At 62.2% G+C, this 18,274-nt stretch carries 13 protein-coding genes and 1 pseudogene; 13 read left to right on the top strand and 1 reads right to left on the bottom strand.

The window, feature by feature from the left end:
- Positions 1-736 precede the first annotated feature (736 nt).
- The 3 genes from ileS (at position 737) to EFAMC1_RS11305 (ending at position 4,520) form a co-directional block, all read left to right on the top strand.
- Entirely contained in the window at positions 737-3,544 is a 2,808-nt protein-coding gene (gene ileS, locus EFAMC1_RS09040; RefSeq protein ID WP_154053951.1) for an isoleucine--tRNA ligase, read from the top strand.
- 4 nt (positions 3,545-3,548) lie between these two features.
- Complete coding sequence (lspA, locus tag EFAMC1_RS09045; RefSeq protein ID WP_261981848.1) at positions 3,549-4,028, top strand: signal peptidase II; 480 nt, start codon at positions 3,549-3,551, stop codon at positions 4,026-4,028.
- A gap of 126 nt (positions 4,029-4,154) precedes the next feature.
- Positions 4,155-4,520: a GIY-YIG nuclease family protein gene (locus EFAMC1_RS11305; protein WP_261981849.1), complete on the top strand. Its 366-nt coding sequence runs from the start codon at positions 4,155-4,157 to the stop codon at positions 4,518-4,520.
- Positions 4,521-5,395: 875 nt separating this feature from the next.
- Here EFAMC1_RS11305 and EFAMC1_RS09055 read toward each other — a convergent pair.
- Positions 5,396-5,782 (bottom strand): transposase, encoded by a 387-nt coding sequence (locus EFAMC1_RS09055; RefSeq protein ID WP_154053952.1) that lies wholly within the window; start codon positions 5,780-5,782, stop codon positions 5,396-5,398.
- A 559-nt stretch (positions 5,783-6,341) separates the two neighbouring features.
- On the opposite strand from EFAMC1_RS09055, the pseudogene EFAMC1_RS11530 reads away from it, so the two are divergent.
- From EFAMC1_RS11530 to cas2e, 10 genes and pseudogenes are all read left to right on the top strand, one after another.
- A pseudogene (locus EFAMC1_RS11530) lies at positions 6,342-6,608 on the top strand (IS30 family transposase); the annotation flags it as partial.
- An 801-nt stretch (positions 6,609-7,409) separates the two neighbouring features.
- Complete coding sequence (locus EFAMC1_RS09060; RefSeq protein WP_187324643.1) at positions 7,410-7,988, top strand: 3'-5' exonuclease; 579 nt, start codon at positions 7,410-7,412, stop codon at positions 7,986-7,988.
- A 23-nt stretch (positions 7,989-8,011) separates the two neighbouring features.
- Entirely contained in the window at positions 8,012-11,386 is a 3,375-nt protein-coding gene (locus EFAMC1_RS09065; RefSeq protein ID WP_154053954.1) for a CRISPR-associated endonuclease Cas3'', read from the top strand.
- A 257-nt stretch (positions 11,387-11,643) separates the two neighbouring features.
- The gene (gene casA / locus EFAMC1_RS09070) at positions 11,644-13,344 is read left to right on the top strand and encodes a type I-E CRISPR-associated protein Cse1/CasA (protein WP_154053955.1); all 1,701 of its coding nucleotides are present in this window, start codon (positions 11,644-11,646) and stop codon (positions 13,342-13,344) included.
- Complete coding sequence (gene casB, locus EFAMC1_RS09075; protein WP_154053956.1) at positions 13,345-13,995, top strand: type I-E CRISPR-associated protein Cse2/CasB; 651 nt, start codon at positions 13,345-13,347, stop codon at positions 13,993-13,995. It begins immediately after the preceding gene.
- 2 nt (positions 13,996-13,997) lie between these two features.
- A complete protein-coding gene (gene cas7e / locus EFAMC1_RS09080) occupies positions 13,998-15,146 on the top strand; it encodes a type I-E CRISPR-associated protein Cas7/Cse4/CasC (protein ID WP_154053957.1) in 1,149 nt (382 codons plus the stop codon).
- A gap of 2 nt (positions 15,147-15,148) precedes the next feature.
- Complete coding sequence (cas5e, locus tag EFAMC1_RS09085) at positions 15,149-15,919, top strand: type I-E CRISPR-associated protein Cas5/CasD (protein WP_154053958.1); 771 nt, start codon at positions 15,149-15,151, stop codon at positions 15,917-15,919.
- A gap of 9 nt (positions 15,920-15,928) precedes the next feature.
- The gene (gene cas6e / locus EFAMC1_RS09090) at positions 15,929-16,636 is read left to right on the top strand and encodes a type I-E CRISPR-associated protein Cas6/Cse3/CasE (RefSeq protein WP_154053959.1); all 708 of its coding nucleotides are present in this window, start codon (positions 15,929-15,931) and stop codon (positions 16,634-16,636) included.
- Positions 16,626-17,648 carry a type I-E CRISPR-associated endonuclease Cas1e gene (gene cas1e, locus EFAMC1_RS09095; RefSeq protein WP_154053960.1) on the top strand — a complete coding sequence of 341 codons (1,023 nt, stop codon included), beginning with the start codon at positions 16,626-16,628 and terminating at the stop codon, positions 17,646-17,648. Before cas6e ends, cas1e begins: the two co-directional genes overlap by 11 nt.
- A 2-nt stretch (positions 17,649-17,650) precedes the next feature.
- Positions 17,651-18,010: a type I-E CRISPR-associated endoribonuclease Cas2e gene (cas2e, locus tag EFAMC1_RS09100; protein ID WP_154053961.1), complete on the top strand. Its 360-nt coding sequence runs from the start codon at positions 17,651-17,653 to the stop codon at positions 18,008-18,010.
- Positions 18,011-18,274 lie beyond the last annotated feature (264 nt).

Consider the following 18,274-nt stretch of genomic DNA (forward strand, 5'->3'; position numbering starts at 1 on the left):
TTTGAATATTCAAATCCGCGCAAACCGCACGCCCTTGTGGGCGCCAGCCAGAGAGACATACAAAACCGTCAAAACCGCACCAAACCAATATGACCGCTGTCTGACCCTCACGACCCGGCCCGACTCGAGGGGGCTGTTATCCCGGCTACTACGGTTTCGTCCTCGACTTGGAATGGCTGCCGCGGTTCGGAGGCCGGGGCGTGTCCCTCCCCGTCCCAAGGCTGCGTTCTCGACTCGGGATGGCTGCCGTCTTCGTTTCCAGACTGTTTCGTTGGAGCCCGGCGTCCCCGGGCGTGCTACCATGACCCACGAAAGCTGTGATGGGGACGAGTAACCCGGTCACTGCGGTCTCAAGCGAGCGGGAATGGTGGGAGCCCGCGGCCGCACCTAGGCGAACATCACCCCGGAGCCGTGGCCCGAACAGGCCGGCGCAAGCCGGCGGCGCGCGCAAGCGCGCACCCAGTAGGAGCCATCGGAGTGGCCGCCGTGACAGGCCAGCCGAGTAAGGCGGATCTCCGCTCGCTGGGTGGTTGAACGAGGTTGCCGCGGCCGTGTCTCAACGTGCCGCTTCCAGGCGATTCGTCCCGGCTGTGGGGACGGGCGCTTTTTTCGTGGCCCGCCGGCGTCGCGCTGGCGGGAGCCGGGCAATCCGGCATGCGGCCTCAGCCACGGGGCTCGCGTCCACGGGCGCTCGGCTAGTGCGGGCGCGCGCCCGCGGAAGGAGCAGCACGTTCAGATGGCAAACGAGTACAAGCACACCATGAACCTTCCCAAGACGAGCTTCCCTATGCGGGCGAGCCTCGCTACCAGGGAGCCCGAGCGCCTCAAGGCCTGGCGCGATAACAACGTCTATGAGCTTGTCCGCAAGAAGAACGCCGGCCACGACAAGTTCGTCCTACACGATGGCCCGCCGTACGCGAACGGCCCCATCCACGTGGGCCACGCCATGAACAAGATTTCCAAGGACATCATCAACCGCTACTGGATGATGCAGGGCCGCGACGTCCCGTACGTACCTGGCTGGGACTGCCATGGCCAGCCCATCGAGCACAAGGTCGAGGAGAAGGTCGGTACCAAGAAGTTCAACGAGATGCCGACGGCCGAGATCCGCGAGATGTGCAACAAGTTCGCGGTCGAGAACATCGAACTCCAGAAGGCCGGCTTCCGCCGCCTTGGCGTGCTCGGTGACTGGGATCACCCCTACCTCACCCTCTACCACCAGCACGACGCCGCCGACATCGAGGTCTTCAAGAAGATGTACGACAAGGGCATGGTGTACCGTGGCCGCAAGCCAGTGCACTGGTGCAAGCACTGCCACACCGCCCTCGCCGAGGCCGAGATCGAGTACGGCGATGAGACGAGCCCGTCCATCTACGTGCGTTTCGAGCTCACGTCCAAGCCGGCCGGCCTCGAGAGCTTCGACGGCCCCGTTGACTTCGTGATCTGGACCACCACCCCGTGGACCATGCCGTCCGACCAGGCGGTCTCCCTCAAGCCCGAGGCCGACTACGTGGCCGTGGAGCACGACGGCCGCGCCGAGATCATGCTCGAGCACCTCGCGCCCAAGGTCTGCGAGATTGCGGGTTGGGACTACACGCCGGTCATGGTCGATGGCAAACCCTACGTCGTGAAGGCCGAGACCTTCGACCACCTGCACTACAAGCAGCCGATCTTCGACGGTGTCGAGGGCGTGGCGTTGCTCGCCGGCTACGTCGGCGTTGATGACGGTACTGGTATCGTCCACAACTCGCCTGGCCACGGTGTCGACGATTACTACGTCTGCGTCGCCGAGGGCATGGACATCTGCATGCCGGTCGATGACGACGGCAAGTTCTACGTGGGCGACGAGTTTGGCACCGGCGGTCCGTTCTCTGGCATGGACACCGACGAGGCCAACCCCAAGATCATCCAGTTCCTCCGCGACAAGGGCACCCTTGTGGCCGAGGTCAAGATCACGCACAGCTACCCGCACTGCTGGCGCTGCCACCAGCCGGTGCTGTTCCGCGCCACCAACCAGTGGTTCGTCTCCATGGACAAGACGAACCTGCGCGACGAGGCGCTCGACGCCATCGAGCACAAGGTGGCCTGGTACCCCGAGCGCGCGAGCAAGCGCATCCACGCCATGGTGGAGGGCAGGCCCGACTGGTGCATTTCGCGCCAGCGCAACTGGGGCGTGCCCATCCCGAGCTATACCTGCGAGGACTGCGGCGAGACGGTCATGAACGACGCCACGCTCGACGCCGTCATCAAGCTCTTCCACGAGAAGGGCTCCGACGCCTGGTTCACCGACAAGCCCGAGGACTACCTCGGCGACGCCTGCGTGTGCCCCAAGTGCGGCGGACACCACCTGCGCGCCGACAAGGACATCCTCGACGTGTGGTGGGACTCCGGCGTCTCCTGGAAGGCCGTCTGCGAGTTCCGCGACGAGCTCAACTATCCGGCCGACATGTACCTCGAGGGATCCGACCAGCACCGCGGCTGGTTCCAGAGCTCGCTTCTGACCTCCGTTGGCGCCAACGACATCCCGCCCTACAAGGCGGTCGTCTCCCAGGGCTTCACGCTCGACGGCCAGGGTCGCAAGATGTCCAAGTCGCTCGGCAACGTCATCGACCCGAACAAGGTCTGCGACGAGATGGGCGCCGACATCCTGCGCCTGTGGGTGGCCTCCACGGACACGTCCAACGACGTGGCCATCGACCACGAGATCCTCGCGCGCACCTCTGACGCCTACCGCCGCTTCCGCAACACCTTCCGCTTCCTGCTGGGCGAGCTCGAGGACCAGTTCGACCCCGAGCGCGACCTCGTGCCGGTTGCGGAGATGGAGCCGTACGACCTGCTCGTGCTCGCGCGCGCCTGCGACATGCACGACAAGGTGTCCGAGGCCTACGCCGGCTACCGCTTCTACCAGGTCTATCGTGCGCTCTATGACTTCGTGGTGACGGAGCTCTCCAACGGCTACCTCAACGCCACCAAGGATCGCATGTACTGCGAGGCCAAGGACTCCAGGGCCCGCAAGAGCGCCCAGACCTGCTGGTACTACCTGCTCGAGATGCTGCTCCGCGACCTCCAGCCGATCCTGTCCTTCACCACGGACGAGGTCATGGCACACCTGCCCGAGAGCGCCCGCGACGGCCAGACCTTCGCCGCGCTGCTCGACTGGTGGAAGAGCCCGCTTGCCAAGGACCAGGTGGCGAAGCTCCTGCCCACGTACAACGCCATGCTCGAGGTCCGCGGTGCCTTCACCAAGGCCTACGAGGAGGCGCTCGGCGAGGGCGTCATCAGCGAGAAGACCACACAGGCCGCCCGTTGCGTGCTGACGCTGCCGAGCGATGCCTACGAGCTGCTTGCCAATGACGGTGAGCTCCTGGCCGAGGCGCTCGTGTGCTCCGGCGTGGAGGTGCGCGAGGGTGCCGAGCTGGCCGCCGAGGTGCTGCCGGCCGAGGGCGAGAAGTGCCCGCGCTGCTGGTATTGGCGCGGCCTTGGCGCCGATGGCCTCTGCCCGCGCTGCCACGAGGCCGTAGCGGCCTGTGGCTGTGAGGAGTAGTGCCTTGTCGCTGCGCGTGCGCATAGCCGGATTTGCTGGGGTCGCCGTCTGCGGCGTCGTGCTTGACCAGGTCACCAAGGCCTGGGCCCGCACGGCGTTGGCGGGCGGCCCCGTCACGGTTGTGCCGGGATACCTTGACCTCGCGCTCGTCAAGAACACGGGCGCCGCCTTCTCGATTGGCTCCGGGGCCACGTGGGTGTTCGCGCTGTTGGCCATCGGCATTGTTGCCGCCTGCACGGTGTGGGTGGTGCGCGAGCGCGAGATGCCCATGGGGCTGGTGTGCTCGCTCGGCGCCGTTGCCGGCGGTGGCGTTGGCAATCTCATCGACCGCGTGGTGGCGGGCGAGGTTACGGACTTCTTTGCGACGACGTTCGTCGACTTTCCGGTCTTCAACGTTGCCGACATCTTTGTGACCTGCGGCGTTGTTGCCGTCTTGCTCTTCTGGCAGCGGTGGGACGCTGGGCGTGGAGAGGACAACCTTTAGCCTCGACGAAGGCTTGGGGCCGATTTGCTTCTGAGCCCCGATGACGGCATGCCCTTTTTTGACTGTGGGGCCGATACCTTATTGGTGTCGGCCCCATCGTGAAGTCTCATTGAGTTCGGAGAGATCTTGAGCCCCTTTGAACACTACCTGTACGTACTTGAGTGCGGTGACGGGAGTCTGTACACGGGGTACGCCGTCGACGTTCAGGCGCGGCTGGAGGCACATCAGTCGGGAAGGGACGCACGCTATACAAAGTCGCACGCGCCCGTGAAACTTGTGGCTCAGGCGAGGTTCAACTCCAAACAGCGGGCGATGAGTGCCGAGGCGCACTTCAAGCAGCTGTCTCGTGGCGAGAAAGACCGACTGCTCGCACTTGCTGGGGACGAGCCTTTTGAGGATGTGCTTCGGCGCGAGCTGCCGAGGTTTGGGTATGACACGGCGAGCGAGTTTGTTCACAGGTCGTTTGCGGAGAAGGCAGACCATGGTTACTAGGCATTTATTGCCTCGCTCATTCCAAGCGTTGACTCCCGGCGCATCGTGGGTGTTCGTTCGCCTGAGCTGCGGCGTATTGCTCGGGAGCTTGTTCGTCGCGACGATGCCGGGGGCATTTTGCGCGAGCTGCCGCATTGACTGTTCGAGGAGATGCAGGTGCACGCCTTTGTCATCGGGGCCGAACGGGACTGGGATGCGGCGCCCGAGCGAATCGAGGCGTTTTTTGCCGCATATCGACAATTGGGCTACCTGCGACCAACTGCCAATCAAAGCGTTGGAGTGCAGACCGGAAGAGACGCTTGCGCGCGTGGAGCGCTGGCTGGCGTCTGGGCGTTGCTACACCATGCGCTTCGCCATTCGAGTGCTGATGGTGCAGTTTTTGGACGAGCGGTTCGAGCCGCGTTTTCTCGATATGGTTGCAGAGGCACATCTGGCTGGCGAGCGCTCGTCGGATTTGCATCTGGCTGGTGGGCGAGGGGCGGATGCGCAATATACTGGCGAGTGCGGTGGTTCCGGGGCGAGTGCCTTAGCCGGCTCCAACCCTCGTGGCGACACGTATTGCCTCAACATGATGTGCGCCTGGTACCTAGCGGAGGCCGTGGTCAAGCAGCCGAAGACGTCGCTGCCATATCTCGAGCGACCGAGGGTAAGCTCTTGCGCCGCCCCGCCCCGCCCCTCGACGAATGGACCCGCCGCAAGGCCATCCGTAAGGCTATCGAAAGCCGCCTCGTATCGGCAGAGATGAAGGAACAGCTGCGCGAGCTCCGTAAGCTGATCACGCTCTGCAGGCACATGCCAATCAGCCCTGTACCGGCAGCACCGCTTGCCGAAAACAACCGAAGTTGGCAAATGCCATTATTGCGGGTCATATAATCTCAGGCGCGGGCGGCGAGGTCCTCGTAAGCGGCGTTGAGCACGACCTCGCCCTCCCTCGGGTGGGCGGTGACGCCGGTCTTGAGGCTGTCGGGCACGACGCGCGGGGTGGCGCCGCCGAGGGACTCGAACGCGTGGACGTGGCGGCGCAGCCAGGTGTCCCGCCTCATGTCGAGGGCCGGCTCGGCGTAGCCGCGCCCGCTGAAGGGCAGGCAGGCGACGAACAAACAGACCTTCGAGACGACGCCGGTCGCCGGGTCGACGAGGGACATGGTCGGACCGGACCAGTCGACCTCCATGTTCCTGCCCGCCTTGCGGCCGACCTCGCCCACGACGTTCCCGCCGGCCGCGAACTGCCCGTATCGCCTGCAGAGGCGGTCGTGGGACATGGCCGCCTCGCCCCGCGCGGCGCGCTCCTCGCGGCACTCGCCGTGCGGGAGCCTGGGCCTGCGCCGACCTTCGCGAGCTCGGCGCAGGCCGCTCCCCAATCCGGGCCCGGGTACGCCGGCCTCGGCTGCTCGCACTCCGGGAACAGGCGGGCGCACGCCTCCCCGGCGCTCATTCGCTCCGCTTCCTCCCAGGCGACGTCGTGCTCGGGGCCGATTCGAGCGAACGCTGCAACACCCTTGATTGGAAAGGGTGTTTGCGATGGGCTGCGAATTCGACGGAACCGTCAACGGAAAGTCGAGGGAGATGCAGGAGGCGCGTAGGAGAAAGCACCTCGGGCTCGTCTCCGGCGGCATGAACTTCACGCAGGCGGCCAAGTAGGTTGGGTCTCCAAGCGCGCCGGCGAGGTTTGGGGGAACGGGCGCATGAGGTCGACCGGCCGCGACGGGCGCGCCCTCGAGGACTGGCATCGTGGGGGCATGGAAGAGCCCAAGAAGATAGACGGCTACTATCTCTCCCAGGATGAGCGCTTGCCACGAGATCATATGCCAGGCCGTCTGTGCGCGGTCGAGGGGCCGGGTCACCCGCCGCCCCAGGCCGGCCACCGACGAGCGCAGGCCCTGGTTCCGCGACCCGATGGTGATGACCGGGGAGCGGCCCGCCGAGGCCGGGGACCGCGCCGTGCCCGGCCACTGGGAGGGCGACCCGATCACGGGCGCGGCCAACAGGTCGGCGACCGGGACGCCTGTGGAGCGCACGACCCGCCTCGCGATACCGCCCCACCTGCCGGACGGGCACGGTGCCGAGCAGGCGCGGGACGCCATAATATAAAGAGGACTTCTTATCGGGGGTCTTCTTTTTCTAAATTATGTTTATAGAAGATGCGAATAGGACCAATCAGATTATTTGGGATGAGAGAAAACTACACAAATATGATTTGTGTAAAACTACTGGACTAATGCAGCAAAAATCAAACAAGCCTCTCTCGGATGAAGAGAGCGTTTGCCTGGCAGTTCCATTTATTGATAAAATATGGGATTCTAATTTAAGTAAATGGGCGCGGAATTCTAATAGCGACTTTACGTTTACTGTTTCCTGGTAGTTGTTTGATCGGCAGTCCCTTGCCGATTCTCTAAGCCTGGATTATTCTTTGGCGTATGGAGATTATTGCGGAACGAGAAATCTTGCAGTTAATGACGCGCATGTATCAATGATGGGGATTGAGCGACGGAATCTATATAATATTAATCTAAATAGGGTTTTCGTTTCGTACGGTCTCTTTCCGACTTATTCTGAATTGTTGCCTGGATTTGAATTAAGCTGGATTAACGAACATACAATTGTCACCCTTGACGCTCCTGGAGAATCTTCTGAGAGGGCTTTAAATGTCGATAATTCCCTTTCACGGATGTTAATAAAGCAATTTACCACCTCTGCGAGAATAATGTCGATAATGAAAAGCTATTATGTTGAGAACAAATAAATGTTCAGTGGATTTTGTTGCAACAAACTGCAAGATCATCCGGCTCGGTGTTTGCTGGCATATTGTTCCTGCCCATGCTTTGGCATGAGCGCGGAGACGTCGGTTGGCTTCGGGAGGTGCCTCGAGCCCTCGTCGCCGGCGTTGACGTGGAGACTACGGGGCTTGACCCCCGTAGTGACGAAATCCTGCAAATTGCTGTCGTGTATGGCGATGGGTCGGTTGCGATTAACGCCCTCACAAGGTCGGCGCGCCACCAGTCTTGGCCGTGTGCAGAGGCAATCCACGGCATCACTCCCGAGATGGTGAAGGGCGCTCCTCCGATTGCCGACGTTTCCGCCAGGGTCGCGGAGGCCCTGGGTGGCGCGGATCTGCTCGTCGGCTACAACCTCGCGTTTGACATCGCGTTTCTCGAAGCCGCCGGCATCGCGCTGCCGACATGCGAGCGCTTCGACGTGATGCGCGAGTTTGCTCCCGTCGCTAATAGGCGCGTGCGTGGGGCAGGTGGCAACAGGAGCTATCGCTTCCAAACGCTCGAGGCGTGCGCCAAACGCTACGGGTATGTCGGGAGCCCTGGTCGCGCATTCCGGCCTCACGATGCCTTGAATGACACACAAGCAGCGCTGCATTGCTTTTATGCCATGCTTGAAGACGACGGTTCTCGCTACGCTCGCGCGGGGCAAGTTCCATACTTGGACGTGGTGGCTCGTAGAGCCAAAAGGGTGTAGTGCGTCGCCGGGCTGGAGGTCGTATGGGTGCCATCGCCGCCGAGGAACTAATCCTCTCTCGTCAGGCTCGCTCGCTTTGGGCAAAGAGCGACGGGGGAGAGGGCGAAGCCTGGCTCCCCTTGTACGTCCACATGGCAGACGCCGAGTTCATTGGCGAGAAGCTCTGGCAATCATGGCTCTCAGATGCAATCAAGCGCGTCCTTGAACCTGCGGCGGGCATCCCGATTCTCGCCGAGACGCTCGTTCGCTTTCTTTGCGCCGCGCATGACATCGGCAAAGCCACGCCGGTCTTTCAGGCCCAGCCCATCTGGGCCTTCGGAAGGATCGAGGCTGGCGACCTCTCATATAAGGCGAGGAAGGCCGGTCTCCGCTTTTCCTCCCTTCCCTCGTCTAGTGGAGTTCCTGGGCACCCCATTGCTGGCATGGTGATTCTCGAGAGATATCTGGCGTCCAAGGGTTGGGAAAGAGACGTCGTCCGCTCGTATGCGAGCGCCATCGGCGCACACCACGGGCGCTTTCCCATATCCGAGGAGTGTCGAAAGGCCCGCACCGCCTGCGACGAGCCGTATGGGTTCGCTGTCTCGGGAGATGCGAAGGAGGGACCCCAGGATGATCCGGGGAGCGTCTTGGGAAAGCGGGGAAGCTTCCGAGAGGTGCCGGGAAGCGCCTGGGGAAACAGGGGGAATGCCGAGCGGAGTGCCCAGGGAGATTCGGGAGGCACCTCGGGAGAGTGGGAAAGCGTCCAAGAGGAACTGCTCGAGTTTGCAAGGCAGCTTTCTGGTCTCGATGACGAGGCCTTGGACGAACTGTCAAAACATCCCTTACCCGCGCCGGTTGCGAGCCTTGTCGTCGGTATCGTGATAATGGCCGACTGGATGGCGAGCAACCAGGACGTATTTCCGCTCCAGGAGCTCATAGCGCCCCCAACAAGGTTTGCGGATGCGTCCGGATGCGTCGACCTCCATGCGCTGCGGAGTCGCGGCGAGACGGCGTGGGAGGCGCTCTCCATTGCTCCCTCCTGGGCAGAGACGCCGCACTTTTCGGATGCGGACGCGTACTTTGCTTCTCGCTTCGGCTTCCCTTCGGGCGCGAAGCCCCATCCGATGCAGCGCGCTGCCTATGGGCTCGCCCGTGACTCGGCAGACCTCGGTCTCATGCTCATCGAGGCTCCCATGGGCTCCGGAAAGACCGAGGCGGCCCTCGCAGCGGCGGAGGTGCTTGCGGCGCGCCAGGGGCTCGGGGGAGTTTGCGTCGCCCTGCCCACGATGGCCACCACCGACGCGTTGTTCGGGCGCGTCCACAAGTGGCTTGACCGCCTTCCCTGCGAAGAGGGGCTTGGCGAAAAGAGCGTCTATCTTGCCCACGGAAAGGCTGGGCTAAACGAGGAGTTTCAAGGCCTGGTGAGTGAGAGCCGGCGTGCTCGTCGCTTTGCCGATATCGGCTACGACCTCGAGGATGCTTCGACTCAAGGCGTGGAGGTGTCCGATTGGATGTTCGGCCGGAAGAGGGGGATGCTGGCCAACTTCGTTGTCTGTACCGTGGACCAGGTGCTTATGGGTGCGCTCCAGATGAAGCATCTCCCCCTGCGTCATCTCGCCCTTGCGAACAAGGTCGTCATCATCGACGAATGCCATGCTTACGACGCGTACATGCGGCGCTATCTCTTGCGTGTTCTTGAATGGCTTGGTGCCTGGCGCGTCCCCGTCATCCTGCTTTCCGCCACGCTCCCGTTGGCCCAGCGGAAGGGGTTGTGTGAATCGTATCTGAAGGGGCGGGAGGCTCGCGTGCCTGAGCCTTCGTCGGAAGATGAGCTCATCGCGGGTCTCCTCGGACTACGAGTTGAAGATCCCGGGGAAGAGCCTGATGGCGGTGGTGCCGGGGCTAGACCTGGCGGCAAGCGGGAGCGCGGCTCAGAGATAAGGCAGGGTACCGAGCCAGGGCTCAGCGCGGGTGCCGATAGGGAGGGTGCCGCCGCTGAGGATGGTGGCGACTCCGATGGGAAGGGCACATCCGATACGGGTCCCAAGGCCACACCATCTTTTGATGTTTCTGGAATCATGACCGAGGAGGACGCGTATCCGCTTCTTACGTACACCGAGGGTCGTATTGCCCGGAGCATGAGAATCGAGCAGGGGGGCGTGGCCAGGGAGATTGATGTCAGCCTGCTGCGAGACGATATCGCCGACCTCCTCGAAACCCTTTCCGTCGCATTGGCGAATGGCGGCTGCGCCGGCGTCATCTGCTCCACCGTCAGCCGCGCCCAGGAGGCGGCGGAATGCCTTTTCGAAGCTCTTGGTCCCGGCAACGTGATGCTGACTCATTCACGCTTCTCCGATCTCGACCGCATGGCCAACGAAGAGCGTCTCCGCGCGCTTCTCGGACCTCGAGCGACGGCGGAAAACGGGAGGCGGCCAAAGCGCCTGGTGGTTGTTGGCACGCAAGTGCTCGAGCAGTCGCTCGACATTGACTTTGACCTGCTTGTTGCGGATGTCGCCCCTGTTGACCTCGTACTCCAGAGGCTTGGAAGGCTGCATCGGCACAACAGGGGACAAGGGGAGTGCGAAAGGCCTCGATTGCTGCAAAGGCCGACGTGCATGGTCAGGGGCGTGGAGGAGCTCGGGGCAGATGGGCCGCGGTTCTCAAAGGGGATTTGCAACGTCTATGACCATGCCTCGCTGCTTGAGTCTCTTGCGGTGCTGGGGCTCACGGATGACGGCGTTCACACTCGTGTGTGCCTCCCCAACGACATCTCGCCCCTTGTCCAACGGGCGTATCGAGACGGGGGCGATGGCGTTCCATTGGCATGGCGGGAAGCCTACGAACAGGCCCGTTTGGCACGGGAGGGGCAGCTCACCCGCAAGGCCCGTAGGGCCGGAACGTGCCTGCTCGCTTCTGTCGTGCCACTTATGGAAAACGAAAGAACGTTGGTTGACATGTGCGAGCGAAGCATTGAGGGAGGAGGAAGGGCGGATACCGATAAGGGCCAGCGAGCTGTAAGGGATACCCAGGAAACGGTCGAGGTTCTCCTTCTGCAGGAGACGGAGGGTGGGCTGTGCCTGCTTCCCTGGATTGGTGACGAGAGGAACGGCGTCGATCCTGGCTCCAGGGTTCCCACCGCCTTTGAGCCCTCGGCGGATGTCGCGAGGCTCGTTGCCCAGTGTGCCATTCGCCTGCCACTCTCGATGTGCTCGCTCGACAAGCTTGACGAGCTCATAGACGAGCTCGAAGAGAACTGCGGGAAGTGGACGGCTGCCTGGCAGGATTCTCCTTGGCTGGCGGGCCGGCTCGTGCTTGCCTTGCGGCAGGAGGATGGCGACGAGTTTGTGGCGGATGTCTGTGGCTGGAGGGTGTCTTATACCAGACGCGGAGGGCTGGCTACCGTTCGGGGGATAAGCTGACATCTTTCTCTTATTAGTTGGATTTTTTCTCTATGCTTCAACCATCTCCCGAAGACCGGGTACTGCCTTCGGGAGATGCCACCTCTCGGGAGACGACGAGCGGGCGGGCAAGGCTTGAAGCATCTCCAAGCTCGCTCGTGGTCCCTTCAACCAAGAGGTATGAACCTTGATAAGAGAAGGTTCCAAATGTGATCCCCACACCTGTGGGGTGCACTTTTTCTGCAATTTAACCCATCGCAAAACGAGAGGAGGGGGCAATGAGCCAGCAGCTTACGTATAACCTCCTGGAAGAGGCCTGGATTCCCGTCGTCGATCTGGACGGGCGAGAGCGCCTCGTCTCTCTTCGGGAACTGTTTGCTCAGGCTAATGGGCTACGGATGATATCCGCAGGGCTTTCTCAAACCAACTTTGCCATCGTGCGCTTGGCGGTGGCAATTATGTATCGGTCGTATTATGTGGCCAACCTACCGGAAGGGACGCTTCGGCGTCTGTGGGCCGAGCTGTGGCGTCGAGGCTCCTTTGCGGACGGTCGCATCAGCCGCTATCTGGACGAGTGGTCGAGTCGATTTGACCTCTTCGATGATGAGTGTCCCTTCTATCAGGTCCCCGGGCTTGTCTATGAAAAGGGCGGCGCGAGCTCCGTCGGCTTGTTATTGCCGGACGTCCCTGGCAAGCCTGAGAAGTTCCTCTTTTCCCAGCGCGCCATGCAGTGCGTTGAGAGCCTGTATTTTTCCGAGGCGGCTTGTAATCTCCTGACCGTGCAGGCCTGGGATGCGTCTGGCATCAAGTCGGCCGTTGTCGGCAATACGCGGGCAAAGTCGGGCAGGGCCTATCCGGCGGGCGTGTCTTGGTGCGGCAATTTGGGCGGCGTCATGCTGGAGGGGGAGAGCCTCTTCCAGACACTCATGCTCAATTGGCCCCTGTATCGTCCGGACGCCGCGGGAGGGACGTTGCTGGGCGTTGAGGGTGACCTGCCCCCATGGGAGCTTCCGCCCCAGGGGCCTGATCAGCGCGATAGTGAGCCGGCGGGTCCGGTCCAGGCGCTCACTTGGCAAAGCCGCCGGATACGGCTTGTTCCGTCTGGGGACGGTCAGCGCGTCGATGGCGTGATCATGTGTTATGGAGACAGCGCCTCTCTTGTTGATAAGCAGGGGGTTGAGATGATGACCGCCTGGAAGGAGAGCGAGGCGCAAAAGAAGAGGCTCGGCACATCCTATCTGCCACTCGTGCCGGAGCGCTTTGTCTCAAACAAGGCCATCTGGAGAGGGCTTTCGTCCCTGCTTGCCTTCGGCAGACAGTCCGGGCAAGAGGTCCGCGACCTGCGTCCGGGCGTCATCAAATGGCTTGGTGAGATGTGGGACTCCTCCGATGTCCTCGCGCGTGGCCAGGTGGTGTCCGTCCATGGATACGGTTGCGTTTACGGCGTGCAGAACAGTGTCGTCGACGATGCCGTTGATGACGCCTTCCGCATGAGCGCCGCAATGTCATCCCCGTTTTCGCAGATGGTCTATACAGCAATCGACGTTGTTGCCAGGGCGGACAAGGCGGTTGGTCTGCTCGTCTATTTCGTCGAGAACGTCGAGAAGTCCACGGGAGACCGCCGACTTTATTCGGACTTTAAGGATTCGGCGGCAAGCGCGGTAAAGGCCGACGTGCGCGAGCTCGCCTATTCCAGACTTGACGGGCTCTTTAGGGAGCGGCTCTCTCGCTTCTCGCCTGATGACGACGTTGCCCACTTCAAGAGGTCGTGGCTCCAAGACACCTGCCAAATTGTCGAGGCCGTCGGCCTGGAGTATCTCGGTACGTCTCCTATGGGGTCGTTTGTCGGCAACGACGACATGACCGTTGGACGGGCGCTCGTCATGTTTCGGGCGAGCTTGAGAAAGGCTCTCGACCTGAATGGGCGTAAGGGAGACGCGGGCCGCGAGGGTTCCGACACAGAGGAAGGGGAGGAGTAGATGACGCGTTCACAATATGAAAATGCCTGCGAGGCGGCTTCGTATGCGGCTCGAAAGATTGCCGTCCTGCAAAAGGGGCTGTTGAGCGCCGGGCACGGGTCGTCCGTTGCCCGTGCGTCCCTTGCGCGAATCAGAAGGTCGGCAATGTCGGATGAAGGATCTTGGTTCCTGTTGGGAAGAGAGATTTTTGGCGACATGCCCGAGCTTGATTTATCCGCGCGGGATGAGCGGCGGTTTATCGAGACGGTTTCGGCGACGCTTCGTCTCTATGCAGTGCATCAGCAGTCAAAAAGCGAGCCCATGGCCTTGCTTGGCAAGGATGACGGGAAGCTTGCCGGGAAATCGTTTGGCTGGTCGTGCCGCACCCTTGTCCCGAACCTTGACGACGCGTCGGCGGTTGTCGAGCGTCTTGCTGCTGCCGAGGCGGCGCCAGGCCTTGAGGGCGTGGAGCATTACCTTCGTGCGCTCGTCATGCTCATGCGCTCCTGCGACAGGGGCGCCGTGCGGGTCGATTACTGGCAGCTCGCGCGCGATCTCTACCTTGTACAAGCTGAAGGTGCCAGGGGCCGCGTGTTTGCCAGGTGGGCGCGCGACTTCTATCGGGCGCCAGACCAGAAGAAGGAAGATTCCGAAAATCCCGAGGGGGAATAGCCATGTATATCGATATCCATGCTTTGCATAATGTACCTCCCAGCAACATCAACCGTGACGATACGGGAAGCCCGAAGACGGCGATTTACGGCGGGGCACTGAGGGCCCGTGTCTCGAGCCAGGCCTGGAAGCGCGCGATGAGGAAGCTGTTCCCCGAGCTCTTGCCCGAGGGTTCGCTGGGCGTGAGGACGAAGAAGGCTGTCTCTCTCCTCGCCAATTGCATTGCAGCTAAGCGCGAGGATTTGGCCGAGTATGCCGAGAAGCTTGCCGTGGCAATGCTGGGCGCGGCCGGTCTCAAGGTCGTCTCTTCCAAGCGGAGCGGCGAGGACGAGGGCTCCATGGTAACGGAATACCTTGTCTTCATAGCCGAGGCGGAGCTCGACGCTCTGGTCGACATCGCGATTACCTGGGCAGACGACGGCGCTGATCTCTCCAAGAAGACCCTCAGTGCGCCAAGCGGGGTAAAGAAGCAGGTGTCGGCGGCGTTCCATGGGGTCCAGGCGGTCGATATCGCTCTCTTTGGGCGGATGCTCGCCAACGCGCCAGACCTCAACACTGACGCTTCTGCCCAGGTTGCTCACGCCATCTCCGTCGACCGCATCAGCCAGGAGTACGACTACTTCACGGCGGTCGATGACTGCGCTCCCGAGGACAACGTGGGCGCTGGCATGATTGGCACCGTGGGCTTCAACTCCTCGACGCTCTACAGATACGCCACGGTCAACCTCGATTCTCTGTATGGGCAGCTTGGGAGCGCGGAGGCTGCGGCAGCAGGCGTATCCGCCTTCGTGGAGGCGTTCGTCCGCTCCATGCCGACTGGAAAGCAAAACACGTTTGCCAACCGCACGCTTCCCTATGCCGTCGTAGTCGAGCTGCGTGATGATCAGCCCATTAATGCGGTGTCGGCTTTTGAACTCCCGGTGCGCGCTACCGAAGGGGAGTCCGTGAGCGAGGTGGCCCTTAAGCGTCTCGTGGCGCGACTCAAGGGCATTGACGAGACGTACGGGATGAGCCCCCTCAAGGCTTGGAGCGTTTGCGTGGACGGCGGTGCTCCTGATGCCGAGATCATTGGCGAGCGCACGAGTCTCCCAGGATTGGTTAAGGGAGTGCGCGACGAGGCCCTGGGCGTTCTTGCGTCCAAGGAGGAGTAGCAATGGTCTTGCTGTTGCGCTTGGCGGGGCCGCTCCAGTCGTGGGGCGACTCGTCGCGGTTCGCTCGAAGGAGAACGAGAACAGAGCCGACGAAGAGCGCGGTCATCGGGCTCTTGGCGGCGGCGCAAGGCAGGTCGAGGGAGGAGGACATCGACGACTTGAGGTTGCTCGAGTTTGGAGTCCGGACCGATCAGCCTGGGAGCCTGCTCAGGGATTTCCAGGTGGAGAGGTCTCTGGACGAGAAGGTCGTCATGCCCCTCTCGCACAGGTACTTCCTGTCCGATGCCGCTTTCCTCGTTGCGCTGGGAGGTCCCGCAGACAAGCTCGCCGAGCTTGATGAGGCCCTGCACCATCCCGTTTGGCCCCTCTACCTTGGTAGGAGGTCTTGTCCTTCCGATTTGCCCATTTCTCTGGGGATGCACGAGGAATATCGGGATGTGCGCGACGCTTTGGCGCGGGCACCGTGGATTGCCTCAGAGTGGTATCGGCGGAGGAGTCCCATCCCTCGCCTCGAGGTCGCCTATGACGCGCGCCCGGGGGAGCCGTGCTCCTATCAGGCAGATGACCCGCTGAGCTTCTCGGGCGAGGGCAGAAGGTATGGGCAGCGAGCGGTTGTGCGGGCGTATGTGGACAATCCCTCCTGTTCCTGCCCTGAGGGTGAGGTGTCTATGCTCGCTCAAGGGGATTCCCTCTCCCATCCCGAAGCAGAGGGATTGGATGGCGGCACGTTTCCGGACCGGGACCAAACCCACGACCCGCTCGGCTTCTTGTAAGGAGCGACGATGTATATAACGAGAATGGCGCTCAATGCGGCCCGGCCGAGCTCTCTCAAGCTGTTGAGCTCGCCTTACGCCATGCATGCTGCCGTTGAGGCGGCCTTTCCTCCGAATGTGGCGAGCACAGACGAGCGGGGCAGGGTGCTCTGGAGACTCGATGGCTCTTCAACGAGCGGAGCTTGGCTTTATGTCGTGAGCCCGGAGAAGCCGGATTTGACGCACGTGTGCGAGCAGGCGGGGTGGCCCCTCTATAAGAGTTGGGAAACGAAGCGCTACGACGACCTTCTGGACAGGATTGCAGAGGGGCAGACCTGGGCGTTTCGACTCAAGGCCAATCCCGTGCGCAAGGTGGCCAAGGATAAGGGGCGTGCTGGAGGGAACGGGGCGGTCGTTGGCAAGAGGCTGGGGCATGTGACTGCCGACCAGCAGATTGATTGGCTTATCAGCCGTGCGCCACGCTGCGGGTTCGAGGTACCGACCAATCGGCTCGGCGCGCTTGAGGTGGCTCTGTCGAACCGAGGGAGAGAGGCCTTCAAGAGGGGAGATTCCAAGGTGACCCTCGATGTTGCCCAATTTGATGGAGTATTGAGAGTGGTCGATGCAGAGGCATTCAGGAAGAGCCTTGGCTTTGGCATCGGGCACGCAAAAGGCTTTGGGTGCGGGCTTTTGACTGTTGCTCCGCTTGGCGCGGAGGTGTCCCAAGATGGGCGCTGACGAGCCTGGCGGGAAGGGCCCATATTCACGGAAGGGGCCAAAGCCGAGCTCAACTCCCGTCGAGGTGGCCGATCTGGCGCGCGTGGAGGACCGCATGTCCTTCCTGTATTTCGAACGCTGCATAGTCAACCAGGTTGACAATGCCATAACGGTAACTGATGAGGAGGGGACCATCAGGGTCCCCTCCGCCGCTTTGAGCGTGCTGATGCTTGGTCCCGGCACAACGGTGAGCCACAAGGCAATGTGCACGATTGGCGAGAGCGGCGCGACGGTGATATGGGTGGGGGAGCGCGGCGTCCGCATGTATGCGTTTGGCAGCCCGCTCACCCATTCGAGCCTGCTGCTCCAACGCCAGGCGGCGCTCGTCTCCAATGTGAGGTCACGCCTGGCGGTTGCCCGGGAGATGTTTCAGATGAGGTTTCCCGGCGAGGACGTGAGCGGGCTCACCATGCAGCAGCTGAGGGGTAGGGAAGGCGCCCGCGTGAGGCGTGTGTACAAGAAGCTGTCCGAAGAGACGGGCGTGGAGTGGAGCCGGCGAAGCTATGACGCCGAGGCCTTCGAGGACGGCACTCCCATCAATCAGGCGCTTTCGGCGGCGAACGTGTGCCTGTATGGCTTGGCGCACGCGGCGATAGTCGCGCTTGGGTGCTCTCCTGGACTGGGGTTTGTTCACGTGGGGCACGAGCGGTCGTTTGTTTATGACGTGGCCGATCTCTATAAGGCGGAGGTCTCTATCCCCGCTGCGTTCAAGACGGTTGCCGCCGGTGTCGAGGATGTTGGGTCGAGGGCTCGCCGGGCGGTGAGGGATGCAGTGTATGACCTCGGCATCATGAAGCGGATGACGCGAGACATCAAAGCGCTGCTGGGGGAGGGGGATGGCCCGACTCCGCTGGCGGTCGACGATGCTGGTGACAATCACGTTGGCCTGTGGGACGAGCGGTGCGGCGAGGTGCCCGCGGGGAAGCTCTACGCGGAGGATGGCGATGGGGCGACGGAGGAGGGTGGGGCGTAGCTATGGTGGTAATTGTTCTCACGGCCTGCCCGCAGGGGCTCCGCGGCGACTTGACGCGCTGGCTTCTCGAGATTGCGCCCGGTGTGTACGTGGGCCATGTGTCCGCGAAGGTGAGAGAGCGGCTTTGGGCGAGGGTCCTCGACCTGGCTCGTGACGGGCGGGCGATCATGGTGTATTCGGCTCGAAATGAGCAACATCTTTCGTTTGAGGTGTTTCAGCCGGACTGGGAGCATGTCGACTCCGAGGGGGTCGGCCTTATCAGGAGGCCGATGGGCACGGATGATGCGACGCTCGCTGGAGCGAGGAAAAGGGGTTGGAGCACGGCAAGCAAGTACCGGAGGGCTAAGAAGTTCGGAGCGTGAGGCAGGGGATGGGCCCACATCCCGCTCGACAATGCCGCCGTGAGGGCCGGAACGTGGGGTGCAAGACGGCGGGTGGGTCTGCGCGCTGCCTGGAAACGTCACCGTGAGGGCCGGAAAGCGCGGGGCATGAGCTGGTCATTGGGATGTTTTTCTGTCCACTTGCCCGCCTCTGATGTGATTGGTAAAGTTAGTGTGATTCGCTTGAGTCCTGGGCAAAGCCGCAGGTATTCAAGTGTGCTCCCCGCGCATGCGGGGATGATCCTC

It is taken from the genome of Olsenella uli (genome assembly GCF_901212675.1).
Taxonomy (GTDB): Bacteria; Actinomycetota; Coriobacteriia; order Coriobacteriales; family Atopobiaceae; genus Parolsenella; species Parolsenella uli_B.